At 61.1% G+C, this 26,805-nt stretch carries 27 protein-coding genes and 1 pseudogene; 21 read left to right on the forward strand and 7 right to left on the reverse strand.

Annotated features, from left to right (window positions below):
- Positions 1–300: 300 nt before the first annotated feature.
- The 3 genes from OC605_RS23060 to rpmE form a co-directional block, all read right to left on the reverse strand.
- Complete coding sequence (locus OC605_RS23060; RefSeq protein ID WP_016772053.1) at positions 301–1,569, reverse strand: malic enzyme-like NAD(P)-binding protein; 1,269 nt, start codon at positions 1,567–1,569, stop codon at positions 301–303.
- Positions 1,570–1,753: 184 nt separating this feature from the next.
- Positions 1,754–2,536, reverse strand: a complete 783-nt coding sequence (locus OC605_RS23065) for a thermonuclease family protein (protein WP_262139702.1) — start codon at positions 2,534–2,536, stop codon at positions 1,754–1,756.
- 41 nt (positions 2,537–2,577) lie between these two features.
- Positions 2,578–2,799 (reverse strand): 50S ribosomal protein L31, encoded by a 222-nt coding sequence (gene rpmE, locus OC605_RS23070; RefSeq protein ID WP_016772055.1) that lies wholly within the window; start codon positions 2,797–2,799, stop codon positions 2,578–2,580.
- 284 nt (positions 2,800–3,083) lie between these two features.
- Between rpmE and OC605_RS23075 the strand changes: the two genes are divergently transcribed.
- Entirely contained in the window at positions 3,084–5,303 is a 2,220-nt protein-coding gene (locus OC605_RS23075) for a primosomal protein N' (protein WP_262139703.1), read from the forward strand.
- A gap of 118 nt (positions 5,304–5,421) precedes the next feature.
- On the opposite strand, the gene OC605_RS23080 is transcribed toward OC605_RS23075, so the two are convergent.
- Positions 5,422–5,544, reverse strand: coding sequence for a hypothetical protein (locus OC605_RS23080; protein WP_016772057.1), 123 nt, complete (start codon positions 5,542–5,544; stop codon positions 5,422–5,424).
- On the opposite strand from OC605_RS23080, the gene argS reads away from it, so the two are divergent.
- The 9 genes from argS to OC605_RS23125 all read left to right on the forward strand — a co-directional run bounded on the left by argS (position 5,543) and on the right by OC605_RS23125 (position 16,094).
- Entirely contained in the window at positions 5,543–7,279 is a 1,737-nt protein-coding gene (gene argS / locus OC605_RS23085) for an arginine--tRNA ligase (protein ID WP_024011262.1), read from the forward strand. The two genes, OC605_RS23080 and argS, sit on opposite strands and share 2 nt — an antisense overlap.
- Before the next feature lies 1 nt (position 7,280).
- Positions 7,281–7,991: an SPOR domain-containing protein gene (locus tag OC605_RS23090; RefSeq protein ID WP_016772059.1), complete on the forward strand. Its 711-nt coding sequence runs from the start codon at positions 7,281–7,283 to the stop codon at positions 7,989–7,991.
- 290 nt (positions 7,992–8,281) lie between these two features.
- A complete protein-coding gene (gene hslV / locus OC605_RS23095; protein WP_007968352.1) occupies positions 8,282–8,812 on the forward strand; it encodes an ATP-dependent protease subunit HslV in 531 nt (176 codons plus the stop codon).
- A 55-nt stretch (positions 8,813–8,867) separates the two neighbouring features.
- A complete protein-coding gene (hslU, locus tag OC605_RS23100; RefSeq protein WP_122693250.1) occupies positions 8,868–10,205 on the forward strand; it encodes an ATP-dependent protease ATPase subunit HslU in 1,338 nt (445 codons plus the stop codon).
- 153 nt (positions 10,206–10,358) lie between these two features.
- Positions 10,359–10,736, forward strand: a complete 378-nt coding sequence (locus OC605_RS23105) for a gamma-butyrobetaine hydroxylase-like domain-containing protein (RefSeq protein ID WP_133337328.1) — start codon at positions 10,359–10,361, stop codon at positions 10,734–10,736.
- A 257-nt stretch (positions 10,737–10,993) separates the two neighbouring features.
- Positions 10,994–12,673 carry a class II poly(R)-hydroxyalkanoic acid synthase gene (gene phaC / locus OC605_RS23110; protein ID WP_262139707.1) on the forward strand — a complete coding sequence of 560 codons (1,680 nt, stop codon included), beginning with the start codon at positions 10,994–10,996 and terminating at the stop codon, positions 12,671–12,673.
- A gap of 94 nt (positions 12,674–12,767) precedes the next feature.
- A complete protein-coding gene (phaZ, locus tag OC605_RS23115; RefSeq protein ID WP_016772063.1) occupies positions 12,768–13,622 on the forward strand; it encodes a poly(3-hydroxyalkanoate) depolymerase in 855 nt (284 codons plus the stop codon).
- Positions 13,623–13,760: 138 nt separating this feature from the next.
- Positions 13,761–15,443 (forward strand): class II poly(R)-hydroxyalkanoic acid synthase, encoded by a 1,683-nt coding sequence (phaC, locus tag OC605_RS23120; RefSeq protein WP_056787316.1) that lies wholly within the window; start codon positions 13,761–13,763, stop codon positions 15,441–15,443.
- A 30-nt stretch (positions 15,444–15,473) separates the two neighbouring features.
- Positions 15,474–16,094: a TetR/AcrR family transcriptional regulator gene (locus tag OC605_RS23125; RefSeq protein WP_024011259.1), complete on the forward strand. Its 621-nt coding sequence runs from the start codon at positions 15,474–15,476 to the stop codon at positions 16,092–16,094.
- Between the two features lie 254 nt (positions 16,095–16,348).
- Here OC605_RS23125 and OC605_RS23130 read toward each other — a convergent pair whose 3' ends face one another.
- The 3 genes from OC605_RS23130 to OC605_RS23140 all read right to left on the reverse strand — a co-directional run bounded on the left by OC605_RS23130 (position 16,349) and on the right by OC605_RS23140 (position 18,193).
- Positions 16,349–17,254: a phasin family protein gene (locus tag OC605_RS23130; protein WP_186567539.1), complete on the reverse strand. Its 906-nt coding sequence runs from the start codon at positions 17,252–17,254 to the stop codon at positions 16,349–16,351.
- Between the two features lie 10 nt (positions 17,255–17,264).
- Entirely contained in the window at positions 17,265–17,687 is a 423-nt protein-coding gene (locus OC605_RS23135) for a phasin family protein (RefSeq protein WP_016772067.1), read from the reverse strand.
- A 230-nt stretch (positions 17,688–17,917) separates the two neighbouring features.
- Positions 17,918–18,193, reverse strand: a complete 276-nt coding sequence (locus OC605_RS23140) for a polyhydroxyalkanoic acid system family protein (RefSeq protein ID WP_016772068.1) — start codon at positions 18,191–18,193, stop codon at positions 17,918–17,920.
- A gap of 154 nt (positions 18,194–18,347) precedes the next feature.
- Between OC605_RS23140 and ubiE the strand changes: the two genes are divergently transcribed.
- From ubiE to OC605_RS28265, 11 genes and pseudogenes are all read left to right on the forward strand, one after another.
- The gene (gene ubiE, locus OC605_RS23145; protein WP_016772069.1) at positions 18,348–19,118 is read left to right on the forward strand and encodes a bifunctional demethylmenaquinone methyltransferase/2-methoxy-6-polyprenyl-1,4-benzoquinol methylase UbiE; all 771 of its coding nucleotides are present in this window, start codon (positions 18,348–18,350) and stop codon (positions 19,116–19,118) included.
- Positions 19,118–19,741: an SCP2 domain-containing protein gene (locus tag OC605_RS23150; RefSeq protein WP_016772070.1), complete on the forward strand. Its 624-nt coding sequence runs from the start codon at positions 19,118–19,120 to the stop codon at positions 19,739–19,741. The genes ubiE and OC605_RS23150 overlap by 1 nt, the downstream gene beginning before the upstream one ends.
- Positions 19,738–21,342 (forward strand): ubiquinone biosynthesis regulatory protein kinase UbiB, encoded by a 1,605-nt coding sequence (gene ubiB / locus OC605_RS23155; protein WP_110602570.1) that lies wholly within the window; start codon positions 19,738–19,740, stop codon positions 21,340–21,342. Before OC605_RS23150 ends, ubiB begins: the two co-directional genes overlap by 4 nt.
- Before the next feature lie 121 nt (positions 21,343–21,463).
- Positions 21,464–21,865 (forward strand): phosphoribosyl-AMP cyclohydrolase, encoded by a 402-nt coding sequence (gene hisI, locus OC605_RS23160; protein WP_262139714.1) that lies wholly within the window; start codon positions 21,464–21,466, stop codon positions 21,863–21,865.
- Positions 21,858–22,190 carry a phosphoribosyl-ATP diphosphatase gene (locus tag OC605_RS23165; protein ID WP_007909355.1) on the forward strand — a complete coding sequence of 111 codons (333 nt, stop codon included), beginning with the start codon at positions 21,858–21,860 and terminating at the stop codon, positions 22,188–22,190. The genes hisI and OC605_RS23165 overlap by 8 nt, the downstream gene beginning before the upstream one ends.
- 25 nt (positions 22,191–22,215) lie before the next feature.
- Positions 22,216–22,497 carry a twin-arginine translocase TatA/TatE family subunit gene (locus OC605_RS23170; protein ID WP_073471591.1) on the forward strand — a complete coding sequence of 94 codons (282 nt, stop codon included), beginning with the start codon at positions 22,216–22,218 and terminating at the stop codon, positions 22,495–22,497.
- A 10-nt stretch (positions 22,498–22,507) separates the two neighbouring features.
- Positions 22,508–22,951: a Sec-independent protein translocase protein TatB gene (gene tatB, locus OC605_RS23175; RefSeq protein ID WP_262139718.1), complete on the forward strand. Its 444-nt coding sequence runs from the start codon at positions 22,508–22,510 to the stop codon at positions 22,949–22,951.
- Entirely contained in the window at positions 22,948–23,739 is a 792-nt protein-coding gene (gene tatC / locus OC605_RS23180) for a twin-arginine translocase subunit TatC (protein ID WP_016772075.1), read from the forward strand. Before tatB ends, tatC begins: the two co-directional genes overlap by 4 nt.
- Entirely contained in the window at positions 23,736–24,443 is a 708-nt protein-coding gene (locus tag OC605_RS23185) for a 16S rRNA (uracil(1498)-N(3))-methyltransferase (RefSeq protein ID WP_262139721.1), read from the forward strand. Before tatC ends, OC605_RS23185 begins: the two co-directional genes overlap by 4 nt.
- A gap of 322 nt (positions 24,444–24,765) precedes the next feature.
- Positions 24,766–25,710 (forward strand): annotated as a pseudogene (locus OC605_RS28260) (methyl-accepting chemotaxis protein); the annotation flags it as partial.
- Positions 25,711–25,851: 141 nt separating this feature from the next.
- Positions 25,852–26,565 (forward strand): methyl-accepting chemotaxis protein, encoded by a 714-nt coding sequence (locus tag OC605_RS28265; protein WP_371262571.1) that lies wholly within the window; start codon positions 25,852–25,854, stop codon positions 26,563–26,565.
- Positions 26,566–26,805 lie beyond the last annotated feature (240 nt).

Raw genomic sequence — 26,805 nt, forward strand, 5'->3', positions numbered from 1 at the left:
CCCGCCTTCGTGAGAAGTGCGGGGCTTTTTATTACCCGAAGATCAAAAGCCCCTCACCCTAGCCCTCTCCCAGAGGGAGAGGGGACTGACCGAATTGTCTGGGGTCAAACACCGACCTGAAAGTGTGGTGTCGATTATGGATTCAAAACCATACATTCAGGTCGGCGTAGCTCCCAAGCGTCCCCCAATCAGTCCCCTCTCCCTCTGGGAGAGGGTTAGGGTGAGGGGCTCTTGATCTTCAGACATAAAAAAGCCCCGACTCTCGCGAGCCGGGGCTTTTGTTTGAAGCGCTACAACGACTTAGCCGTTGAACACGTCATCCACGCTTTTCAGCGGGTAGTTCTTCGGATAAGGCAGGGTGGCCACGCCGGTCTCGATCGCAGCCTTGGCCACGGCGTCGGAGATCAGGGTGATCAGGCGCTTGTCCATTGGTTTCGGAATGATGTACTCACGGCCGAATTCCAGCGGAGCACCGCCGTAGGCATCGCACACGTCCTGTGGAACAGGCAGTTTGGCCAGTTCGCGCAGGGCGTTGGCGGCGGCGACTTTCATTTCTTCGTTGATGCGCTTGGCGCGAACGTCCAGGGCACCACGGAAGATGAAAGGGAAGCCCAGCACGTTGTTGACCTGGTTCGGGTAGTCCGAACGGCCGGTGGCCATGATCACGTCGCTACGGGTGGCGTGCGCCAGTTCCGGGGAGATTTCCGGATCCGGGTTGGAGCAGGCGAAGACGATCGGGTTGGCCGCCATCGACAGCAGGCCTTCGGCGCTCAGCAGGTTCGGACCGGACAGACCGACGAATACGTCAGCGCCTGCCAGTGCGTCTGCCAGGGTGCGCTTCTCGGTAGCGTGGGCGAACACAGCTTTGTACTGGTTCAGGTCGTCACGGCCGGAGTGGATCACGCCGGTACGGTCAACCATGAAGATGTTTTCAATGCGAGCGCCCATGCTCACCAGCAGTTTCATGCAGGAGATGGCGGCAGCGCCGGCGCCGAGGCAGACAATCTTCGCTTCCGGCAGGGTTTTGCCAGCGATTTCCAGGGCGTTGATCATGCCCGCAGCGGTCACGATCGCGGTGCCGTGCTGGTCATCGTGGAACACCGGAATATCGCACTGCTCGATCAGAGCGCGTTCGATCTCAAAGCACTCTGGCGCCTTGATGTCTTCCAGGTTGATGCCACCGAAGGTGATGGAGATGCGCTTGACGGTGTCGATGAAGGCTTGCGGGCTTTCCGAGTCGACTTCGATGTCGAATACGTCGATGCCGGCGAAACGCTTGAACAGTACGCCCTTGCCTTCCATTACAGGCTTGGAAGCCAGTGGGCCGAGGTTGCCCAGGCCGAGAATCGCGGTGCCGTCGGAAATGACTGCCACCAGGTTGCCCTTGCCGGTGTATTTGTAGGCCAGTTCAGGATCGCGAGCGATCTCGCGTACTGGTTCAGCTACGCCGGGGCTGTAGGCCAGCGACAGGTCGCGGGCGGTAGCAGTGGCCTTGGTGAGCTCGACACTCAGCTTCCCCGGACGAGGATTGGCGTGGTATTCGAGAGCGGCAGTTTTCAGATCAGACATTTTGGCATTCCGCTTTTTTACTGTTGGACAGACTGGTCAGCGAGGATACGCGCCTCGCAAAGTCCCCACAAGACTGGGCAGTCACCGCTGTCAAGCGCCCTGCCCTACGACTTTGGGCCAAGAGCCACGGCGCACAAGGGCTGGACTGTTCACAATCAACCGTAAAAATGTCTACAATTTTTCTTCAGCGCGATACCTGCAGCATCGAAGGATCGGTCAACGGCAGCAACCAGCGCGCCTGACCTTTTTGCAGACCACCGCGCCGGGATCGGTCAACCACCCAGCCACGGGCCTCGATCTGCCTGCCTTTCAATGCTTGCAAGCCAGCACTGTCAAATTGTCCGAGCAGATTGGGTGCAACCCGCAATACAAGCGTGTCCTGCAACTCGATCCAGATTCCGCCGCGATTGCGCTGCACCTTGCTCACCCGACCGCTGACTACGGCGAAGCCCGAACGCTGGATCTGCTGCGCTTTCTGCACCGGCGATTGCCGCCAGAGACCAAGCCCGGCTCGTCGCGCGCTGCGTTCGGCGGCCTGTTGGCAGGCGACCAGATCGACGTTCGGCGCCACCGCAACCTGAAAACCCAGGCCAGCGGCAAGCATCTGCGCTTCGAGATTGGCACCGCTGACACTGTAAACATGCGCCAGCGTACGGCCGTAATGGTCTTTCGCCTGCTTGCCGGGTCGCAGACCGACCCGGCCGCCGCTGTCATCGACCAGCGCTTGCAGGCGTTTGCGCGCTGCCACGGCGAAGGGTTCGTCGCTGCGGCCCTGCTTGCCCAGCTCCGGCGTATTGAGGCCGATCATGCGCACGCTGCGGCCGTCGCTCAGGCGCAGGGTGTCGCCATCGACCACCCGCTGCACGCTGACGCTGGTCAGCCCTGCGGGTGCCGGGCAGAAAGCCTGGGCGGCGGACAGCCAAATCGCAGACACAAAAAAGGCGCCCGCAAGGGACGCCTTTTTCATCAGTCTGGAGAAGTCGAAGCGACCATCCAAAATGATCAGCCTCAGGCTTTTTTGCCGACGCCGAAAGTAGCGAAACGGTCTGCGAACTTCTGCACACGGCCGCCGGTGTCCAGAGTCTTCTGCTTACCGGTGTAGAACGGGTGGCATTCGTTGCAAACGTCGATCGCCAGGGCTTTGCCGTAGGTCGAACGAGTTTCGAACTTGTTACCGCAGCTGCAGGTAACAGCGATTTCCGGGTAGTTCGGATGGATTTCGGCTTTCATGGTGTCTTCCTCAGGCTAGCGTGCCGCCATCCAACACTATTGTTGAATACCGCACGTAATTAGGCCGCGGATTCTACCAGACCTTTTCAATCGCGCAAGCTGTCACCGAGACCGACCGTCTGCTAGGCTCCCGGCCTTGAACGCACTTCCCTGTGGGAGCGAGCCTGCTCGCGAAGACGCCAGGTCAGTCGACACATGTGTTGCCTGACCCACCGCCTTCGCGAGCAGGCTCGCTGCCACAGGTCATGCATATCCGATCATTTTGCGTATCGAGATCCCCCCGCGTGCCCGACGCCATTCTGCGCCTTGCCCTGCCTTCGCCTTTGCGCCGCCTGTTCGATTACCGGGCGCCGGCCGGGGTGCGGCGCGAGCAATTGCAGCCGGGCATGCGCCTGCGGGTGCCGTTCGGTCGGCGTGAGATGATCGGGATTCTGGTCGAGGTCACCGACACCAGCGAGGTGCCGGCAGAAAAACTCAAGCCGGCACTGGCCCTGCTCGATACGACATCGCCGCTGCCGCCAGCGCTGTTCAAGCTGTGCCTGTGGACCGCCCAGTATTACCAGCACAGCCTCGGCGACACCTTGAACTGGGCCTTGCCAGTATTGCTGCGTCAGGGCGAGTTGGCCGAGGCCCGGCAGGAACGCTTCTGGTCGATCGCCCCCGGTGCGAGCGTTGACGACCCGCGAGTGGCCCGTGCGCCACGCCAGCGCGAGGCGCTGACCACGCTGGCCCAGCATCTTCACGGCGTCGCCCATCAGTTGTTGAGCAAACTGATGCTGAGCAAGGACAGCCTCGATCTGCTGCTGGCCAAGGGGCTGGTGCAGGTCGAAATCCGCCGCCACGCCCCCGGCGTTCGCCATGAACACTGGCTGGCGCAACCGGAGCTGCCGCTCAACAGTGAACAGCGCGCGGCGTATCAAGCGATTCGCGCCGGCTTCGACAGTTATCACGCCTTCCTGTTGGCCGGCGTCACCGGCAGCGGCAAGACCGAAGTCTATCTGCAACTGATACGCGAGACCCTCGAAGCCGGCAAACAGGCCCTGGTACTGATTCCGGAGATCAACCTCGGCCCGCAGACCCTGGCGCGTTTCGAACAGCGCTTCAATGCGCGCATCGCCCTGCTGCACTCGGCGGTAAATGATCGCGAACGCCTGGAAGCCTGGCTCGCCGCCCGTGATGGCGAGGCCGACATTATTATCGGCACCCGCTCGGCACTGTTCACGCCGATGAAAAATCCCGGGCTGATCATCATCGATGAAGAACACGACGGCTCCTATAAACAGCAGGAAGGTCTGCGCTACCACGCTCGCGATCTGGCGCTGGTACGCGCGCGGCAGGAAAACATCCCGATCGTGCTCGGCTCCGCCACGCCGTCGCTGGAAAGTCTGCACAACGCTTACACCGGCCGCTACGGCCTGTTGCGCCTGAACGAGCGCGCCGGCGGCGCCAAGCAACCGCGCTTCCTGCGTCTGGACGTCAAAAGCCGTCCGCTCGACAGCGGTATTTCCGGGCCGATGCAGCAAGCCATCGGCCAGACCCTCGCCAACGGCCAGCAGGTGCTGGTGTTCCTCAACCGGCGCGGCTTTGCCCCGACCTTGCTTTGCCACGATTGCGGCTGGATGTCCGAGTGCTCGCGCTGCGATGCGCGCATGACCGTGCATCAACGTTGCGGCGAGTTGCGCTGTCACCACTGCGGCAACGTCGAGCGCACACCGCGCCAATGCCCGAAATGCAGCAAGGTCGATCTGCGCCCGGTCGGCGCCGGTACCGAACGCGCCGAAGAACGTCTGGCGATTCTGTTCCCGGATTACCCGGTACTGCGCGTCGATCGCGACAGCACCTCGCGCAAGGACGCGATGAATCAGCTGTTCGCGACAATCCAGAAAGGCCAGCCGTGCATTCTGGTCGGCACGCAGATGTTGGCCAAAGGGCACCACTTCCCACGGGTGACGCTGGTGTCGATTCTGGATGCCGACGGCGGCCTGTTCTCCGGCGACTTCCGCGCCAGCGAGCGCATGGCGCAACTGATCGTCCAGGTCGCCGGGCGCGCCGGGCGGGCTGAGGAACCGGGCAAGGTGATCATCCAGACGCACCTCGCCGACCATCCTTTATTGGTGCAACTGACCGAGCAGGGTTATTTCGCCTTCGCCGAACAAGCCTTGAGCGAACGCCGCGCGGCCGGGTTGCCGCCGTTTGCCCATTTGGCGCTGTTGCGCGCCGAAGCGCACAAGCCGGGGCAGGCGGAAGGTTTTCTCGATGAAGCGTGCAGCGCGGCCGAACGCCTGCTGGCCGAATTGAGTCTGAGCGGCATCGAGCTGCTCGGGCCGGTGCCGGCACCGATGGAGCGCCGCGCCGGGCGTTATCGCGCACAACTGTTGTTGCAGGCGACCGCCCGGGCGCCGTTGCACCGCTTGCTGGCCAGCTGGATGCTGGTGCTGGAGCAGATGCCGAGCGGGCGGGCGGTGCGCTGGTCGCTGGATGTTGATCCGGTGGATCTGTATTGAGCTGAAGATCCCTTTCGCGAGCAGGCTCGCTCCCACAGTGGATCAGCGCCGTACATACCTTGTGGGTCTTGCGCAAAACCTTGTGGGAGCGAGCCTGCTCGCGAAAGCGGACTTTTTGTCACCACATATCCACATCCTGCCTGCTAAGGTTGGCAAGCCCGTCTTCGCAACGGATAATGCCCAGTTTTTCCACCCGCGCATCGATGCGCCCGCCGCGCTTGCGGTCGAAAGAGAAGACCATGAAAGACACCATTCGCCAGCTGATCCAGCAAGCCCTCACCCAACTCGTCAACGAAGGTGTGTTGCCTGAAGGCCTGACGCCGGCGATCCAGGTGGAGAACGCCCGCGACAAGACCCACGGCGACTTCGCCAGCAACATCGCCATGATGCTGGCCAAGCCTGCCGGCATGAAGCCACGCGATCTGGCGGAGAAAATCATCGCCGCACTGCCCGCTGACGAAAACGTCACCAAGGCCGAAATCGCCGGCCCGGGCTTCATCAATTTCTTCCAGAACACCCAGGCACTGGCCTCGCGCCTCGACGCCGCACTGGCCGACGCCCGTGTCGGCGTGCGCAAAGCCGGCCCGGCGCAGCGCACCGTGGTCGATCTGTCGGCGCCGAACCTGGCCAAAGAGATGCACGTCGGCCACTTGCGCTCGACCATCATCGGCGACGGCGTGGCCCGGGTGCTTGAGTTCCTCGGCGACGAGGTGATCCGCCAGAATCACGTCGGCGACTGGGGCACTCAGTTCGGCATGCTGATGGCTTATCTGCAGGAAAACCCGATCACCAGCGACGAGCTGTCCGACCTGGAAAACTTCTACCGTGCGGCCAAGCAGCGTTTCGACGAGTCCGAAGAATTCGCCGACCGCGCCCGTGGCCTGGTGGTCAAGTTGCAGGCTGGCGATGCCGAATGCCTGGCGCTGTGGACCAAGTTCAAGGACATCTCGCTGTCGCACTGCCAGAAGATCTACGAACTGCTCAACGTCAAACTGACCATGGCCGATGTCATGGGCGAAAGCGCCTACAACGACGACCTGATCAATGTGGTCAACGACCTGAAAGCAGCGGGCATGCTGGTCGAGAGCAACGGCGCCCAGTGCGTGTTCCTCGACGAGTTCAAGAACGCCGATGGCGATCCGCTGCCGGTGATCATCGTCAAGGCCGATGGCGGTTACCTGTACGCCACCACTGACCTCGCCGCCGTGCGCTACCGCAGCGGCAAGTTGAAGGCTGATCGCGCGCTGTATTTCGTCGACCAGCGCCAGGCCCTGCACTTCCAGCAGGTCTTCGCGGTGGCGCGCAAGGCCGGTTTCGTCACCCATCCGATGGAAATGGAACACATGGGTTTCGGTACCATGAACGGCGCCGATGGCCGTCCGTTCAAGACCCGTGATGGCGGCACCGTGAAGCTGATCGACCTGCTGACCGAAGCCCAGGAACGTGCCTACAACCTGGTGAAAGAGAAGAACCCGACCCTGGCCGAAGACGAGTTGCGCAACATCGCCAAGGTTGTTGGCATCGGCGCGGTGAAATACGCCGACCTGTCCAAGCACCGCACCAGCGACTACAGCTTCAACTTCGACCTGATGCTCAATTTCGAAGGCAACACCGCGCCGTATCTGCTGTACGCCTACACCCGCGTGGCCGGTGTGTTCCGTAAACTGGGCAAGGACTTCAGCGAAGTCGACGGCCAGATCGTCCTCGAAGCGGCGCACGAGCAGGAGCTGGCGGCGAAGCTGGCGCAGTTCGGCGAAGTGCTGAACAACGTCGCTGAAAAAGGCACGCCGCACATTCTCTGCACCTACCTGTACGACGTCGCCGGCCTGTTCTCCAGCTTCTACGAGAACTGCCCGATCCTCGCCGCCGACACCCCGGCGCAGATGCAGAGCCGTCTGCGTCTGGCCGCACTGACCGGTCGCACCCTCAAGCAAGGCCTGGAGCTGTTGGGTCTGGAAACTCTGGAGCGTATGTAAGTTGGCTGCCAAGAAAAAACCTGCACCCAAACGCGGCGCCAGTCGCTATCAGGCCCCGGCGAAACAACCGATTCCGGGCTGGCTGTGGATGGCCATCGGCCTGACCGTCGGCGCGTTCATCGTGTTTCTGATGAAACTGGAACCGGGCAAGGGCAGCGACACGGTCAAGCGCGAGAAAGTCGAACAGCAGCAGAAAGCGTCGAAGATCGCCGAGGCCAACAAGACCCCGCCGAGCCCGACGCAACCGGTGAAGCCGAAATACGACTTCTACACGCTGCTGCCGGAATCGGAAGTGATCGTGCCGCCGGACGCGGTACCGGAGAAGACCCTGCCGACGCCGCAAGTGCCGGCCATCCCGACCACGCCGGTAACCCCGGCCGAAGCGGCGAAGATCGACACCGCACGGGCTCAAGCGGCTCTGGCCGGGATCACGCCGCCGCCAGCGCCACCGGTGAGCAAAGCCGCCCCAGTGACCAAGTTCTTCCTCCAGGCCGGTTCGTTCCGCAAGGAAACCGATGCTGACAAGGTACGTGCGCAGATCATTCTGCTCGGCCAGGCCGTCGCGGTGGAGTCCGGTACGGTCAAGGATGAAACCTGGTACCGCGTCTTGGTCGGGCCGTTCAGCAACCGCGAACAACTGACCACGGCGCAGAAACAACTGGCTGGTGCCGGATTCAGCAACCTGTTGTTACAACAACGTCAGAGCCGCTAAGGCTCTCAGAGGTCAGCTGCAACTTGCAGGTGACCTTCAAACTTTGTGGTGAGGGGATTTATCCCCGCGGGGCTGCAAAGCAGCCCTGAAACCAGCCATTGCGGTGCAGCAGGCATACTGCAAATGATGGTCTCGCGACTGCTTCGCAGCCTAACGGGGATAAATCCCCTCGCCACAGTCATCACACACACCATTCGTCTCCCATCGCCCCTGCCGGTTGAAATCCCCTCCAGCACCCCCATATGAATGGGCATAAGGCATTTTCGCCCCGCTGCGTGGAGACTCTTCCCTTGACCACCATCGTTTCAGTCCGCCGCCACGGCAAAGTCGTCATGGGCGGCGACGGCCAGGTTTCTCTCGGCAACACCGTGATGAAAGGCAACGCCAAAAAGGTCCGTCGCCTGTACCACGGCCAGGTCATCGCCGGTTTCGCCGGTGCCACCGCCGACGCCTTCACCCTGTTCGAACGTTTCGAAGGCCAGCTCGAAAAACATCAGGGTCACCTGATCCGCGCCGCCGTCGAACTCGCCAAGGAATGGCGCACCGACCGCTCCCTGAGCCGCCTCGAGGCGATGCTCGCGGTTGCCAACAAGGACGCCTCGCTGATCATCACCGGCAACGGTGACGTGGTCGAACCCGAAGATGGCCTGATCGCCATGGGTTCCGGCGGCGCCTACGCGCAAGCCGCCGCCAGCGCCCTGCTGAAAAAGACCGACTTGTCAGCGCGCGAGATCGTCGAAACCGCTCTCGGCATCGCTGGCGACATCTGCGTATTCACCAACCACACCCAGACCATTGAGGAGCAGGATCTCGCTGAATAAGCCTGTTGCGGCCCATGTGCCACGGCTTGTTTCTGCTTGAGGACCGTCAATTACTATGTCCATGACTCCCCGCGAAATCGTCCACGAACTCAACCGCCATATCATCGGCCAGGACGATGCCAAGCGCGCCGTCGCGATTGCCCTGCGCAACCGCTGGCGCCGCATGCAGCTGCCTGAAGAGCTGCGCGTTGAGGTGACCCCGAAGAACATCCTGATGATCGGCCCGACCGGTGTCGGTAAAACCGAGATCGCCCGTCGCCTGGCGAAACTGGCCAATGCGCCGTTCATCAAGGTCGAAGCGACCAAATTCACCGAAGTCGGTTATGTCGGCCGTGACGTCGAGTCGATCATCCGTGATCTGGCCGATGCCGCGATCAAGATGCTCCGCGAGCAGGAAATGACCCGCGTACGCCACCGCGCCGAAGACGCCGCCGAGGACCGCATCCTCGACGCGTTGCTGCCGCCGGCACGCATGGGCTTCAGCAACGAAGAAGCGCCGAGCTCCGATTCCAATACTCGTCAGCTGTTCCGCAAGCGTCTGCGCGAAGGTCAGCTGGACGACAAGGAAATCGAGATCGAAGTCGCCGAAGTCTCCGGCATCGAAATCGCCACGCCGCCGGGCATGGAAGAGATGACCAACCAGCTGCAATCGCTGTTTGCCAACATGGGCAAGGGCAAGAAGAAGTCGCGCAAGCTCAAGGTCAAGGAAGCGCTGAAACTGGTGCGCGATGAAGAAGCCGGGCGTCTGGTCAACGAAGAAGAACTGAAGGCCAAGGCGCTGGAAGCGGTCGAGCAGCACGGCATCGTCTTCATCGACGAAATCGACAAAGTCGCCAAGCGCGGCAATGTCGGCGGCGCCGATGTCTCCCGTGAAGGCGTACAGCGCGACCTGCTGCCGCTGATCGAAGGCTGCACCGTCAACACCAAGCTGGGCATGGTCAAGACTGACCACATCCTGTTCATCGCTTCCGGTGCGTTCCACCTGAGCAAGCCGAGCGATCTGGTACCGGAGCTGCAAGGTCGTCTGCCGATCCGCGTCGAACTCAAGGCGCTGAGCCCCGAAGACTTCGAACGCATCCTCAGCGAACCGCACGCCTCGCTCACCGAGCAATACTGCGCGCTGCTGAAAACCGAAGGCCTGAACATCCAGTTCCAGCCCGAAGGCATCAAGCGTCTGGCGGAGATCGCCTGGCAGGTCAACGAGAAAACCGAGAACATCGGTGCCCGTCGCCTGCACACCCTGCTTGAGCGTCTGCTCGAAGAGGTGTCGTTCAGCGCCGGCGACCTGGCCAGCGCCCACGATGACAAGGCGATTCTGATCGACGCCGAATACGTCAACAGCCACCTCGGCGAATTGGCGCAGAACGAAGATCTGTCCCGTTATATCCTGTAAGCCATACTTACAGCGGTAGCGGACCCTGTGGGAGCGAGCCTGCTCGCGAAGAGGTCGTGTCAGGCGGTATCAATGCCGTCTGACCCGCCGCTTTCGCGAGCAGGCTCGCTCCCACATTTGAATCAGGGCCGCCCACACATCGGACGCCAGCCCATGAATCGAATCCCCACCGACATCAAACTGCACAAAGCCTCGAAAACCCTGACGCTCACTTACGCGTCCGGCGAGGAATTCACCCTGCCCGCCGAGTTCCTGCGCGTGCACTCCCCCTCCGCCGAGGTCCAGGGCCACGGCAAACCGATCCTGCAATTCGGCAAGCTCAACGTGGGTCTGAGCAAGCTGGAACCGGCTGGCAACTATGCACTGAAACTGACCTTCGACGACGGTCACGACAGCGGCCTGTTCACCTGGGAATACCTCTACGAACTCGGCAAGCGCCAGAACGAACTCTGGGACGATTATCTTGCCGAGCTGCGCGCTGCCGGAAAATCCCGCGATCCGAACGAGTCGTTCGTCAAGCTGATGCTCTAGGCCGTGGCTCTTGCTCTTTAGAGGGCATTTTCTAACTTCATCTGTTTGAATGCTCCGCGCATACGGCCCCGGATCGGCCGCTTGCGAAAAAAATTAAACTCGGGTAACCAATGGAGCTGGCAAGTTCCCTGCAGTGCTCTACGACTGTAAAGCAGCTATGCAGAATCAACGGTCACCCGAGCAGTAGTACCCGGCATTGGCTGTGGAAGCGACAGCGTGAAACCGGGTACTCGTCTCAGGACAATGGAGCGTCGTAGATGAGTGACAAGAATAACGATGACCTGAAGTACCAAGCCTCGGAAAACACTCTGGGGCTTAACCCCGTCGTCGGGCTGCGCGGAAAGGATCTGCTGGCCTCTGCTCGAATGGTGCTGAAACAGGCCATCAGACAACCGATTCACAGCGTCAGGCACGTGACTCATTTCGGCCTCGAGCTGAAGAATGTCCTGCTGGGCAAATCCGCGCTGCAACCGGCCGGTGACGACCGCCGTTTCGCCGACCCGGCGTGGAGCCAGAACCCGCTATACAAACGTTATCTGCAAACCTACCTGGCCTGGCGCAAGGAACTGCATGCCTGGATCGATGACAGCAGCCTGTCCCCCAAAGACATCGCTCGCGGCCATTTCGTCATCAACCTGATGACCGAAGCCATGGCGCCGACAAATACGGCGGCCAATCCGGCGGCGGTCAAACGCTTCTTCGAAACCGGCGGCAAGAGCCTGCTCGATGGCCTCTCGCATCTGGCCAAGGATCTTGTGCACAACGGCGGCATGCCGAGCCAGGTCAACATGGGCGCGTTTGAAGTCGGCAAGAGCCTCGGCATCACCGAAGGCGCGGTGGTGTTTCGCAATGATGTGCTGGAGCTGATTCAGTACCGGCCGATCACCGAGCAGGTCCACGAGCGCCCGCTGCTGGTAGTGCCGCCGCAGATCAACAAGTTCTACGTTTTCGACTTGAGCCCGGACAAGAGCCTGGCGCGCTTCTGCCTGCGCAACAATGTGCCGACCTTCATCATCAGCTGGCGCAACCCGACCAAGGCCCAGCGCGAATGGGGTCTGTCGACCTACATCGAAGCGCTGAAAGAAGCCGTCGACGTAGTCACCGCTATAACCGGCAGCAAAGATGTGAACATGCTCGGCGCCTGTTCCGGCGGCATTACCTGCACCGCCCTGCTCGGCCACTACGCCGCGCTCGGCGAGAACAAGGTCAACGCCCTTACCCTGCTGGTCAGCGTGCTCGACACCACCCTGGACAGCGACGTCGCCCTGTTCGTCGATGAGCAGACCCTGGAAACCGCCAAGCGCCACTCCTACCAGGCCGGCGTGCTCGAAGGCAAAGACATGGCCAAGGTCTTCGCCTGGATGCGCCCCAACGATCTGATCTGGAACTACTGGGTCAACAACTACCTGCTCGGCAACGAGCCGCCGGTGTTCGACATCCTGTTCTGGAACAACGACACCACTCGCCTGCCCGCTGCGTTCCACGGCGACCTGATCGAGATGTTCAAAAACAATCCACTGATCCGCCCCAATGCACTGGAAGTGTGCGGCACGCCGATCGATCTCAAGCAGGTCACCGCCGACATCTTCTCGCTGGCCGGCACCAACGATCACATCACGCCGTGGAAGTCCTGCTACAAGTCGGCGCAGCTGTTCGGCGGCAAAGTTGAATTCGTGCTGTCGAGCAGCGGCCATATCCAGAGCATCCTCAACCCGCCGGGCAACCCGAAATCGCGCTACATGACCAGCGAAGAGATGGCGGCGACTGCCGATGACTGGCAGGAAAACTCGACCAAGCACACCGATTCCTGGTGGCTGTACTGGCAGGCATGGCTGGCCGAGCGCTCGGGCAACCTGAAAAAGGCCCCGACGAAACTGGGCAGCAAAGCGTACCCGGCAGGCGAGGCTTCGCCCGGCACTTACGTACATGAGAGATAGCGGCAAGTTTCAAGCTGCGAGCGACAAGCTGAGCGGGTTCTGCTTGAAGCTTGCGGCTTGCAGCTGCTCCCAACTGACCCGAAGGGTTTGACCCATGCCGCAACCGTTCATATTCCGCACCGTCGATCTGGATGGCCAGACCCTCCGCACGGCGGTGCGTCCCGGCAAGCCTCATTTGACGCCTCTGCTGATTTTCAACGGCATCGGCGCCAACCTGGAGCTGGTGTTTCCGTTCGTCGCAGCGCTCGACCCGGATCTGGAAGTGATCGCCTTCGACGTGCCCGGGGTCGGCGGCTCGTCGACGCCGAACCGACCGTATCGCTTCCCCGGCCTGGCCAAACTGACGGCGCGGATGCTCGACTATCTCGACTACGGTCAGGTCAATGTGATCGGCGTGTCGTGGGGCGGAGCCCTGGCGCAGCAGTTTGCCTACGACTACCCCGAGCGCTGCAAGAAACTGGTGCTGGCGGCCACTGCAGCCGGTGCGGTGATGGTCCCCGGCAAGCCGAAAGTGCTGTGGATGATGGCCAGCCCGCGCCGCTACATTCAGCCATCCCATGTGATTCGCATCGCGCCGATGATCTACGGCGGCTCGTTCCGCCGCGATCCGACGCTGGCGGCCAGCCATGCGGCGAAAGTGCGCTCGGCGGGCAAGCTCGGTTACTACTGGCAGCTGTTCGCCGGCCTCGGCTGGACCAGCATCCACTGGCTGCACAAGATCCATCAGCCGACCCTGGTGCTGGCCGGCGATGACGACCCACTGATTCCGCTGATCAACATGCGCATGCTCGCCTGGCGCATTCCCAACGCGCAGTTGCATATCATCGATGACGGCCATCTGTTCCTGATTACCCGCGCCGAAGCGGTGGCGCCGATCATCATGAAGTTTCTCGAAGAGGAGCGTCTGCGCGCAGTCATGCACCCGCATCCGACCCCGCTGGGCGGCTGATCGCGGCGGCCTGCTTTATGCAGCACTTTTCAAACCAAGCGCGCGGCAGGACGCCGCGCAGGCAGCAACCGGTAACAGCGTCTATGGTGATCTGTTCGGTGAGTGTGTTTTTGCCCTGAGACGAAGGAGTGTTGAGTCATGCGCGAAAAACCAGCGACGGGCGTGGTGCCCAGCCCCGCCGTGTTTATCAACGCCCAGAGTGCGATCGCCGGTCTGCGCGGCAGGGATCTGCTGTCGACACTGCGCAGCGTCGCCGCCCACGGCTTGCGCAATCCGTTGCACAGCGCAAAGCATGCGCTGAAGCTTGGCGGACAGTTGGGCCGCGTGCTGCTCGGCGAAACCCTGCACCCGACCAATCCGCAAGACAGCCGCTTCGCCGATCCGGCGTGGAGCCTAAACCCGTTCTACCGGCGCAGCCTGCAGGCGTATCTGGCCTGGCAGAAACAGGTCAAGAGCTGGATCGATGAAGGCGACATGAGCCCTGAAGATCGTGCCCGTGCGCACTTCGCTTTCACCCTGCTCAATGACGCCGTAGCGCCGTCCAACACTCTGCTCAACCCGCTGGCGGTCAAGGAGCTGTTCAATTCCGGCGGGCAGAGTCTGGTGCGTGGCCTGAGCCATCTGTTCGATGATCTGCTGCATAACGACGGCCTGCCACGGCAAGTGACCAAGCAGGCGTTCGAGGTCGGCAAAACCGTAGCGACCACCACTGGGGCTGTGGTGTTTCGCAATGAAATGTTCGAGTTGATCCAGTACAAATCGATGAGCGAAAAGCAGTACGCCAAGCCGCTGCTGGTGGTGCCGCCGCAAATCAACAAGTACTACATCTTCGACCTGAGCCCGCAGAACAGCTTCGTCCAGTACGCCCTGAAAAACAGCCTGCAGACCTTCATGATCAGCTGGCGCAACCCTGATGTGCGCCATCGCGAATGGGGCCTGTCGAGTTACGTCGAAGCAGTCGAAGAAGCGATGAATATCTGCCGGGCGATTACCGGCGCGCGTGAAGTGAACCTGATGGGCGCCTGCGCCGGCGGCCTGACCATCGCCGCTCTGCAAGGGCACTTGCAGGCCAAACGGCAACTGCGCCGGGTCGCCAGCGCGACGTATCTGGTCAGTCTGCTCGACAGCCAGATCGAGACCCCGGCGACGCTGTTTGCCGATGAACAAACACTGGAAGCGGCCAAGCGTCGCTCGTACCAACGAGGCGTGCTCGACGGGCGCGACATGGCCAAGGTCTTCGCCTGGATGCGCCCCAACGATTTGATCTGGAGCTATTTCGTTAACAACTACCTGCTGGGCAAGGAGCCGCCAGCCTTCGACATTCTCTACTGGAACAACGACAACACCCGGCTGCCGGCGGCGCTGCACGGCGATCTGCTGGACTTCTTCAAGCACAACCCGCTGATCCACGCTGGCGGTCTCGAGGTGTGCGGTACGCCGATCGATCTGCAGAAGGTCAATGTCGACAGCTTCAGCGTCGCCGGCATGAACGACCACATCACGCCATGGGACGCGGTGTATCGCTCGACCCTGCTGCTCGGTGGCGAGCGACGTTTCGTGCTGTCCAACAGCGGCCATGTGCAGAGCATCCTCAACCCGCCGAGCAACCCGAAAGCTGCCTACGTCGAGAACGCCAAACTGAGCAGCGACCCGCGTGCCTGGTACTACGATGCCAAACACGTCGACGGCAGCTGGTGGCCGCAGTGGCTGGAATGGGTCGCGCAGCGCTCCGGCGCCCTGAATGAAACTCGCACCACCCTCGGCAATCCGAACTATCCACCGATGGAAGCGGCACCCGGCACCTATGTGCATGTGCGCTGACGCTCAACCGAAATTTTCTAAGAAGACTGGATGAAAACCCGCGACCGGATCCTCGAATGTGCACTGCAACTGTTCAACGAAAAGGGTGAGCCGAACGTTTCCACCATGGAGGTGGCCAACGAAATGGGGATCAGCCCGGGCAATCTCTACTACCACTTCCACGGTAAGGAACCGCTGATTCTCGGTCTGTTCGAACGCTTCCAGCACGAGCTCGCGCCCCTGCTCGACCCGCCGCCGGACGTGGAGCTTGCACCGGAGGATTACTGGCTGTTTCTGCATTTGATCGTCGAGCGATTGGCGCAATACCGGTTCCTGTTCCAGGACCTGTCGAACCTCGCCGGGCGCCTGCCGAAACTGGCCAAGGGGATTCGCAATCTGCTCAATGCATTGAAGAGAACGTTGGCCTCTCTGTTGGCGCGGCTTAAGGCTTCGGGGCAACTGGTCAGCGATACCCAGGCCTTGGGGCAACTGGTGGAGCAGGTGACCATGACGTTGCTGTTCTCGCTGGATTATCAGCGAATTCTGGATCGCGAGGGTGAGGTCCGCTTGGTGGTTTATCAGATCATGATGCTGGTGGCGCCGCATTTGCTGCCGCCAGTGAAGGTGGCGACAGAGCGGATGGCTCTGCAATACCTTGAGGATCACGACTGACACGAAAAGCCCCTCACCCTGACCCTCTCCCGGTGGGAGAGGGGACTGATTGGGGGATGTTCGCGAGCTACGCCGACCTGAGCGAGCTTCTTTGAATCGATAATCGACTCGATTTTTTCAGGTCGACGTATGACGCAGGACACCTCGGTCGGCTCCCTCTCCTTGGGGAGAGGGCTGGGGTGAGGGGCCGCTTGGAATGCACAAACAAAAACGCCCGACCTTCACAGGCCGGGCGTTTTTGATTTGCCCTGAAATCAGGACTGACTGGATGGCGTCGACGGTGTCGATGCTGCAGTCGGGGTAGCGGCTGCCGTAGGTGCCGCAGCGGAGTTTGCCGCGTTGGCCGGAGCTGTTGGAGCAGTCGATGGTGCGGCGGCCGGTTTCGGCGCAGCGGCTTTCGGCGCGGCCGGTTTTTTCACTGCTGGCTTTTTCGCCGCAGCCGGTTTGGCCGCAGGCTTCGCAGCGGGTTTGGCGGCAGCGGTCTTCGCTGCTGGCTTGGCCGCTGGTTTCGCTGCAGTTTTAGCCGCAGGTTTTGCTGCTGCTTTGGTTGCCGGTTTGGCAGCGGCCTTGGCGGCAACCGGTTTGGCTGCCGCTTTGGCCGCAGGCTTGGCGGCTGCCGTTTTGGCCGCAGCTTTCGCAGCCGGTTTTGCCGCCGCTTTGGCCAGTGGCTTGGCCGCGGTTTTCGCCGCAGGTTTGGCCGCCGCAGTTTTAGTGGCAGGTTTCGCCGCAGCGGTTTTCGCCGCCACAGGCTGAGCTTTCAGACCGGTGAGTTTTTCGATCTGCTTGGTCAGCGTGTCGACCTTGGCGTTGAGCGCCTTGACCTCATTGCGGCTCGGCACACCCAGGCGCGAAATCGCGCTGTTCAGGCGCTTGTCGAACGCGCCTTCCAGCTCGTCCCACTTGCCCATGGCGCGGTCTTTCACGCCGCTGATACGCGACTTGGCCGAGGAGGTCGAGTCCTCGACTTTCTTGCCGACGGCAGTCTTGGTGAGCTTCTCGGCTTTCTCGCCGTCTTTGACCAATGCATCGAAGAGTTTGCTGCCGTCAGTGTCGATCTTCGAGTACACGCCTAAACCAGCCAGCCAGATTTTGCGGGAGTAGGACTCGACCTTCCCGACCCACGAGCTGCTTTCTTTATCGGTGTTCTTTTTGCCAGCCATCCCGTTCTCCTTAAGATTTTCGCGCGACGCGTTCGAGCAATGCCGTCAGCTCATCGAGCTTAGCAGAGAGTGCCTCAACGTCATGTTTAGACGGAATGCCGATCCGATTCAAGGCGCTCGCCACACGGTTGTCGAAGGCCTTCTCGACCTTGTCGAGCTGAACTTCAACGCGACCCTTGAACGAGCTGACCTGAGTGGCCGCGTCATCGATCTCGGCGTTTGCCGCGAGGAGTTTTTCGCTGACGGCTTTTTTGCCTTTCTTTTCAACGGTTTGACCGGCGGCCACGAGCTCCTGAAAGTACTCGCTGCCCTCCTGGCCAACCTTGGTGTAGGCGCCCAGGCCTGCCAGCCAGATCTTGCGGGCATAGGATTTGACGTCGCTCAGGGTAGAAGTCGGAGCGTCGATTTTTTTCTTCAAAATGACTTTGGCCATGGTGCACCTCACGCGCAGAAGGTTTGAGGAACTGCCGGACGAGTGTCGGGCTCAGGCACAAAGTAGGGAGAAAAATTAGAAAGGGCACCCTAACCAGCGGGAGCAACTCTAAACAAATGTGGGAGCGAGCCTGCTCGCGAATGCGGTTTGTCAGCCACGGATAATCTGACTGAAAGACCGCTTTCGCGAGCAGGCTCGCTCCCACAGGGGACTGGATTTCAACCTGGAAATCAGGCCAGGGCTTTGTCGAGGGCTTTCTCGATCTCGGCTTTGATCATGCCGCTCATGGCCGACATCATCAGGCCCAGCTCGACGTCAACCCTGATCGAATCGTCCGCCACGTGCACTTCACCTTTCACGCCGGAGCGCTTGAGGTTCAAGGTATCGCCCGACCACTGCGGCTCAAGGCCGTATTGTTCGTTGAGCTTTTTGGCCAGTTTGTCGGCCTTTTCGCGGGCGGCGTCCTTGCCCAGAGTGTGGGCGCGCTCAACACTGATTTTGGCCATGGAATGACTCCTGATGATTGAATGGCTGACGTTGAATCTTGACCGCATCTGCGGCAAATCGTCCCGAAGGTTGCCCATCTTACCTTTAGCCATTCCAAGACAAAGCATGGCTTGGGGATTAGAATGTCGCGCATTCTCTTTTGGTGACAGCGATATGACTGATCAGCGCAAAGGCAGCGATGCCGAACCCACCACTCACTTCGGCTTCAAAAACGTTCCGGAAAGCCAGAAAGCGGAAAAAGTCGCTGAGGTTTTCCATTCCGTAGCCGCTAAATACGACCTGATGAACGACCTTCTGTCGGGCGGCATGCACCGTCTGTGGAAGCGTTTCGCGATCGAGCTTTCCGGCGTGCGCAGCGGCAACCGCGTGCTCGACATCGCCGGTGGCACCGGCGACCTGACCCGCAAGTTCTCGAACCTCGTCGGCCCGACCGGCCAGGTCGTGCTGGCCGACATCAACGAGTCGATGCTCAAGGTCGGCCGTGATCGTCTGCTCGATCTGGGCGTTGCCGGCAACGTCGAATTTGTCCAGGCCGATGCGGAAAAACTGCCATTCCCGGACAACCATTTCGACTGCGTGACCATCGCCTTCGGCCTGCGCAACGTGACGCACAAAGAGGACGCGTTGCGTTCGATGCTGCGCGTACTCAAGCCCGGCGGTCGTCTGCTGGTGCTGGAGTTTTCCAAGCCGACCAACGCGCTGATGTCGAAAGCCTACGACGCCTACTCGTTCGCCTTCATGCCGCTGATGGGCAAGCTGATCACCAACGATTCGGAAAGCTATCGTTACCTGGCCGAATCGATCCGCATGCACCCGAATCAGGAAACCCTGAAGTCAATGATGGTCGAGGCCGGTTTCGACCGCGTGACCTATCACAACATGACCGCAGGCATCGTCGCCCTGCACCGCGGCATCAAACCCTGATGTTGCTCACCGGGCTGCTCGCCAGCGTCGAACTCGGCCTCAACCGGGTGCTGCGTCTCGACAGCACGGCGCTGCCGCGCCTGGCGCATCTGACCGGCAAGGTGATTGCCGTCGACTGCCGCAGCCCGGCGCTGCAACTGTTCATCCTGCCCAGCGACGAAGGCTTGATGCTTGCCTCGCAGTGGGCAGCGGATGTCGATTGCACGTTGCGCGCACCGGCCTCGAGCCTGGTGAAACTGGCCCTGAGCAAAGACAAGACCGCCGTGCTGCACGCACCGGAAGTCGAGCTCGATGGCGACAGCGGCGTGCTGCTGGAGCTGGCCGGCGTACTGCAGGATCTTGAGCTGGACTGGGAGTACGAACTCTCGCGCTGGCTCGGTCCGGTCGCCACGCAACTGCTCGGTGGTCACCTGCGCAGCCGCGCGCGCTGGTATCAACAAGGATTTGCCAGCCTCAACCAGAATCTTGCCGAATACCTCGCCGAAGAATCGCGCACCCTCGTCGGGCAGCGCGAAGCCGAAGCGCGATTCAGCGAACTGGACCGGATCAAACTCGATCTGGAACGACTCGAGGCGCGTTTCGAGCGCCTTTCCCGATCCCTCGACCCAAGCGATAACGCATGAAGCTGCTTGCCGTCCGCCGTCTGTTGCGCATCCAGCGCGTCGTGATCCGCTACCGCCTCGATGACCTGCTGTTCGATCTGCCACTGCCCTGGTTCCTTCTGGCCGTGCGCTTTTTGCTGCCGTGGCGCTGGCTGCCGCGCAAGCCGCTGGAACTCAATCGTGGTGCGCGCTTGCGTCTGGCGTTGCAGGATCTGGGGCCGATCTTCATCAAGTTCGGGCAGATTCTTTCGACCCGCCGCGACCTGTTGCCGGAAGACATCGCCGATGAGCTGATGCTGCTGCAGGACCGCGTGCCGCCGTTCGATTCGCAAGTGTCGATCAAGCTGATCGAAGAACAGCTGGGCAAGAAAATCAGCGAAGTGTTCAGCCGTTTCGACGTTGCCCCGCTGGCCTCGGCCTCGGTGGCGCAGGTGCACGCGGCGCAGCTCAAAAGCGGCGAAGAAGTCGTGGTCAAGGTCATTCGCCCAGGCCTGAAACCGATCATCGCGCAGGATCTGGCATGGCTGTTCATCCTCGCCCGCGCGGCGGAAAAATTCTCTGCTGACGCGCGCCTGCTGCACCCGGTCGACGTGGTGCAGGATTACGAAAAGACCATTTACGACGAACTCGATCTGTTGCGCGAGGCGGCCAACGCCAGCCAGTTGCGCCGCAACTTCGAAGGTTCGCAGCTGCTTTATGTACCGCAAGTCTATTGGGACTGGTGCCGGCCGAAAGTGCTGGTGATGGAGCGCATCTACGGCATCCAGGTCACCGATCTGGCGACCCTTGCCGACCAGCGCACCGACATGAAGATGCTCGCCGAGCGCGGCGTGGAGATTTTCTTCACTCAGGTGTTCCGCGACAGTTTCTTCCACGCCGACATGCACCCGGGCAACATCTTTGTCAGCACGGTCAATCCGTGGAGCCCGCAATACATCGCGATCGACTGCGGCATCGTCGGCAGCCTGACCCCGGAAGACCAGGATTATCTGGCGCGCAACCTGTTCGCGTTCTTCAAGCGCGACTACCGCCGCGTGGCGCAGTTGCACATCGATTCGGGCTGGGTGCCGGCGGAAACCAAACTCAACGAATTCGAAGCGGCGATCCGTACGGTGTGCGAACCGATCTTCGAAAAACCGTTAAAAGATATTTCATTTGGCCAGGTGCTGATGCGCCTGTTCCAGACCGCTCGCCGTTTCAACATGGAAGTGCAGCCGCAACTGGTGCTGTTGCAGAAGACCTTGCTGAATATCGAAGGCCTCGGTCGTCAGCTGTACCCGGATCTGGATCTGTGGAACACCGCGCAGCCGTTTCTCGAGCGCTGGATGCGCGAACGCGTCAGCCCGAAAGCCTTGCTGGGCAACGTGCAGAGCCAGCTGGAGCAGATTCCGCACCTGTCGAACATGGCCCGCGATCTGCTCGAACGCATGTCGCAACCCCACGCCAAAGACCCACCGCCGCCGTGGCGCAAACGCAAGGACGACTGGTTCCTGCGCCTGCTCGGCTGCGCGCATCTGGCCGGCGGCGCGATCCTCGCAGCGGGTGGTCCGTTGACCGATTGGTCGCACTGGCCCGCCGGAATCATGATCGCGGTCGGTTTGTATCTGGTCGTTCGCCGATAGCACGAATCAGCTGCAAGTTATAAGCTGCGAGCCTCAAGCTTGACGCTACAAGCACACCGCAACTGCTTTTACTTGCAGCTTGAAGCTCGCAACTCGAAGCTGCTTCTGTCAGGAATTGAAGATGAAAAACTGGCTGGACGAGATCAAGTGGGACGCTGACGGCCTGGTGCCGGCGATTGCCCAGGATCACAAGACCGGGCGCGTATTGATGATGGCCTGGATGAACCGCGAAGCGCTCGAACTGACCGCTGCGGAGAATCGTGCAATCTACTGGTCACGTTCCCGTGGCAAGCTGTGGCGCAAGGGCGAAGAGTCCGGCCATGTGCAGAAACTGCACGAGATGCGCCTGGACTGTGACGCCGACGTGATCATCCTGATGGTTGAACAGATCGGCGACATCGCCTGCCACACCGGCCGTCAAAGCTGCTTTTACCGGGTCTTCGAAAACGGCGACTGGAAAACGGTCGACCCGGTTCTGAAAGAACCGCACGCTATCTATTCCGCAGGACACACACATGAGTGACACACTCACCCGTCTGGCCGAAGTGCTCGAAGAGCGCAAAGGCGCAGCCGCCGACAGTTCGTATGTCGCCAGCCTGTATCACAAGGGGCTGAACAAGATTCTGGAGAAAGTCGGCGAAGAGTCGGTCGAAACCATTATTGCCGCCAAGGATGCCGCGATCAGTGGCGATTGCAGTGATGTGATCTACGAGACCGCCGACCTGTGGTTCCACAGCATGGTCATGCTCGCCCAACTGGGGCAGCATCCGCAGGCCGTGCTGGATGAACTGGATCGTCGCTTCGGCCTGTCCGGACACGTCGAGAAAGCCTCGCGTCCGTCCGCCTGAACAACTTTTAGAGAGGAATCGCCACATGGGCATTTTTGACTGGAAACATTGGGTCGTCATTCTGATTGTCGTGGTGCTGGTATTCGGTACCAAGAAACTGAAAAACCTCGGCACCGACGTTGGCGAATCGATCAAGGGCTTTCGCAAAGCCATGAACGACGACGAAAAACCGGCCGAACCGAACGTGACCCCGCCGGCCCAGCCAGTGCCACCGGTGCAGCCGCAGACCACCGCTCAGGCCAACCCGCCGCACACCATCGACGTGCAGGCGCAGAAAGTCGAAGAGCCGATCCGCAAAGACGTGTGAGCACTGACTAATGTTTGGTATCAGCTTCTCTGAACTGCTGCTCGTCGGCCTCGTCGCCCTGCTGGTGCTCGGCCCCGAGCGTCTGCCGGGCGCTGCGCGCACCGCCGGTCTGTGGGTCGGCCGCCTGAAGCGCAGCTTCAACGCGATCAAACAGGAAGTTGAACGTGAAATCGGTGCCGACGAGATCCGTCGGCAACTGCACAACGAACATATTCTGTCGCTGGAGCAAGAGGCGCGGAAGATTTTCAATCCGAACCAGCAGGAGCCGACGCCGGTCGAGCCTGTGGGCGAGCAGACGATTCACAGCGCTGCCGCTCCGACTCCTGCACCTGTTGTAACACCGCCAGGAACCGCGCCGATTACCACAGACACATCGGTTGAACACGTAGCGCCCTCCGCCGCGCCGACTACACCAGCGCCTCAAGACCCTACACTGCCGCCGCGAGCCCCATGAGCGATCTTCCGGAAAACGACCAGCACATGCCGCTGGTTTCACACCTCACCGAGTTGCGCACCCGCCTGCTGCGTTGCGTGGCGGCGATCTTCATTATCTTTGCCGGACTGTTCGCGTTCACCCAGCAGATCTACACATTCGTCTCGACGCCGCTGCGCCAGTATCTGCCGGTCGGCGCGACGATGATCGCCACCGACGTGTCGTCGCCGTTCCTGACGCCGCTGAAACTGACGATGATGGTTTCGCTGTTTCTTGCGATTCCAGTGATCCTGCATCAGATCTGGGGCTTTATCGCGCCGGGCCTGTACAAGCATGAAAAACGCGTCGCGGTACCGCTGCTGATCTCCAGCATCCTGCTCTTCTACATCGGCATGGCGTTCGCCTATTACTTCGTCTTTCCGCTGATCTTCAAGTTTTTCGCCGCTGCCACCCCGGCCGGCGTGGAAATGATGACCGACATCGCCAGCTACCTCGATTTCGTCATGACGCTGTTCTTCGCCTTCGGCGTGGCGTTCGAGATCCCCGTGGCCGTGGTCCTGCTGGTGTGGATCGGCGTGGTCGACGTCAAATACCTGAAGAAGATCCGCCCGTACGTGATCATCGGCTGCTTCGTGGTCGGCATGATCCTGACCCCGCCGGACATCTTCTCGCAGACCCTGCTGGCTGTGCCGATGTGGATGCTGTTCGAGATCGGCATCCTCTTCGGCGCGCTGGTCAGCAAGCGCGAACGCCCGGACGAAACGCCGGCCGACGACCACAACGACCAGCCGCCAGCGACTCAGGCATGAACCTGCTGCTGCTCGAAGAGGCCGACTTCATTGCGGCCGACCGCGTGATCCTGCGCGACCGGCGCCTGACCCACATGCAGGAAGTTCATCGCTCGGAAGTCGGCGACAGCCTGCGCGTCGGACGCATCAACGGGCTGATGGGTTCGGCCGAGTTGCTGCGTCTGGAAGCGGGCGAAGCAGAGTTGCGTGTCAGCCTTGATCAGCCACCGCCGGCCAAGCTGCTGCTGACCCTGGTGCTGGCCCTGCCCCGGCCGAAAATGCTCCGCCGCGTGTTCCAAACCGTCGCGACCATGGGCGTGGCCAAGGTGATTCTGGTCAACAGTTATCGCGTGGAGAAAAGCTTCTGGCAGACGCCGTTTCTGGAGCCGGAAGCGATTCGTGAGCAGTTGATCCTCGGGCTGGAGCAGGCTCGCGATACGGTGCTGCCAGAGATCGTCATCGAAAAGCGCTTCAAGCCTTTCGTTGAAGATCGCTTGCTGGCGATCGCCGAGGGCACCCTCGGCCTGGTAGGCCACCCCGGCAACTTCCCGCCCTGCCCGCGCGCCCTGAACGAACCGGTGACCCTGGCCATCGGCCCCGAGGGTGGCTGGATTCCTTCCGAAATCGATCTGCTGGCCAAATCCGGCCTGCAACCGGTGCAACTGGGCGAGCGCATCCTGCGCGTCGAAACCGCCGTCACCGCCCTGCTTGCACGCCTGTTCTGACGCAACACCGATCCTGTGTAGGAGCTGCCGAAGGCTGCGATCTTTTGATCTTGTTTTAAAAGCAAGATCAAAGGATCGCAGCCTCGTTGCACTCGTCAGCTCCTACAAGCCCCTACAGTCGCAGACAAGTGGCGTTACAGATTGCCATCACTTAGCCGATACAGCCCCTATAAGTCCAATTAAGTGGTCCGAAGGGAGTGGTCGCATGTACCGTTGGTTAGCCGAGAGTCTTGGAAATGTCAGCGTCAAACGCAAGTTGGGCATCGGTTTCGGCCTGGTGCTGTTGCTGACGCTGTTGATCACTTTCACCGGCTGGACCGGCATGAGCGGCATCATCAGCCGTGGCGACAAGCTCGGCTTCATTTCCAGCCTCAACGAGCTGACCAAAGACCTGCGCCTGGCGCGCATGGACTACGACATGCGTCGTGGCGAACAAGGCCCGGGTGCGGTCAATGAATTGCTCAACAAACTCGAAAGCGGTCTGCAATCGGCACGCGGCATGATCGAGCAGCCATCCGATGTGGCGATGGTCGATCAACAGCTTGCTGCGGTCGCCGAATACAAACGCGCTTTCGGCGAAATGACCCAGGCCACCGTCCAGCGTGAAGACGCGCGGAGCAAGCTTGGCGCCAATGCCGATAATGCCGTGGCCAAGGTTGGCGAAGTCGAAAGTGCGCTGCTGCAAGGCGACAGCGTCGCCCAATACAACGCGGTGATCGAGCTGAGCAAACTGTTGCAGCAGGCGCGCTATCAGGTGCGCGGCTACACCTACAGCGGCAAGGCCGACGCCGAGCAACCAGCGCTGACCGCTATCGACAACGCCCTGAAAAACCTCGAAAGCCTGCCGACCCGCGTGCCGGAGCAGCACATCGCCAACCTGCAGCAAGCCACCGACTCGCTCAAGGCTTACCGCGCCGCTGTCGCTCAATTCCGTGATTCGCAGGTCAAGAACACTGCTGCACTGGCGAACATGTCGGCTCAGGGCGAGATCCTGATGTCGGTCAGCAAGAAGCTCACCGAATCGCAAACCGTGGTGCGCGACACCGACGCCGCCCACGCCAAGAACATGCTGCTGATCGCCACCGTGCTGGCGCTGGTGTTCGGTTTGCTGGCAGCGTGGATCATCACTCGGCAGATCATCATTCCGCTGACCCAGACCCTGAAAGTCGCCGAGCGCGTGGCCGCCGGCGACCTGACCCACGACCTGGTTTCCCTGCGTCGCGATGAACTCGGTCAATTGCAGCGCTCGATGCAAAGCATGACCCAGGGCCTGCGCGAGTTGATCGGCGGTATTAGCGACGGCGTCACGCAGATCGCCAGCGCCGCTGAAGAGCTATCCGCGGTGACCGAGCAGACCAGCGCCGGGGTCAATAATCAGAAGATCGAGACCGATCAGGTCGCCACCGCCATGAACGAAATGGCCGCTACCGTGCAGGAAGTCGCACGCAACGCTGAAGAAGCTTCCGAGGCCGCTGTCGCCGCTGATCAACAGGCCCGCGAAGGTGACAAGGTCGTCGGCGAAGCCATCGCCCAGATCGAACGTCTGGCGGTCGAGGTCGGCCACTCCACCGAAGCCATGGGCGAGCTCAAGCGTGAAAGCGACAAGATCGGCAGCGTCCTCGATGTGATCAAGTCGGTGGCCCAGCAAACCAACCTGCTGGCCCTCAACGCCGCCATCGAAGCGGCCCGCGCCGGTGAAGCCGGACGTGGTTTCGCCGTGGTTGCCGATGAAGTGCGCAGCCTCGCCCAGCGCACGCAGAAGTCCACCGAAGAGATCGAAGAGCTGATCGTCGGTCTGCAAAACGGCACTCAGCAAGTGGCGACGATCATGGACAACAGCCGCAGCCTGACCGACAGCAGCGTCGAACTGACCCGGCGTGCCGGTGGCTCACTGGAGAGCATCACCCGCACCGTCTCGGCGATCCAGGCGATGAACCAGCAGATCGCCGCAGCCGCCGAGCAACAGAGCGCCGTGGCCGAAGAGATCAACCGCAGCGTGCTGAACGTGCGCGATGTGTCCGATCAGACCTCGGCAGCGAGTGAAGAGACCGCAGCGTCCAGCGTCGAGCTGGCGCGGTTGGGCACGCATCTGCAGATGCTGGTCGGCCGCTTCAAAGTCTGAGTTGATGCACAACCTCGGTTCGCCAGTAACCGAGGTGATGCCATTCGCGAGCAGGCTCGCTCCCACAGGGGAAACGCATTCCAAGGTGGGAGCGAGCCTGCTCGCGAAGGCAGCGGCGCGGTTTGCGCATCGTAGTTAACGGGCGCGCCAAACTGGCGACGGATGCTTTGCACTGGTTTTAGGTCTGATCGGGTTTGTTCGCAGATCAACAGCGGACATAAAAAACCCCGCTGAATCAGC

Source organism: Pseudomonas sp. Marseille-Q5117, from assembly GCF_946901175.1.
Taxonomy (GTDB): Bacteria; Pseudomonadota; Gammaproteobacteria; order Pseudomonadales; family Pseudomonadaceae; genus Aquipseudomonas; species Aquipseudomonas iranensis.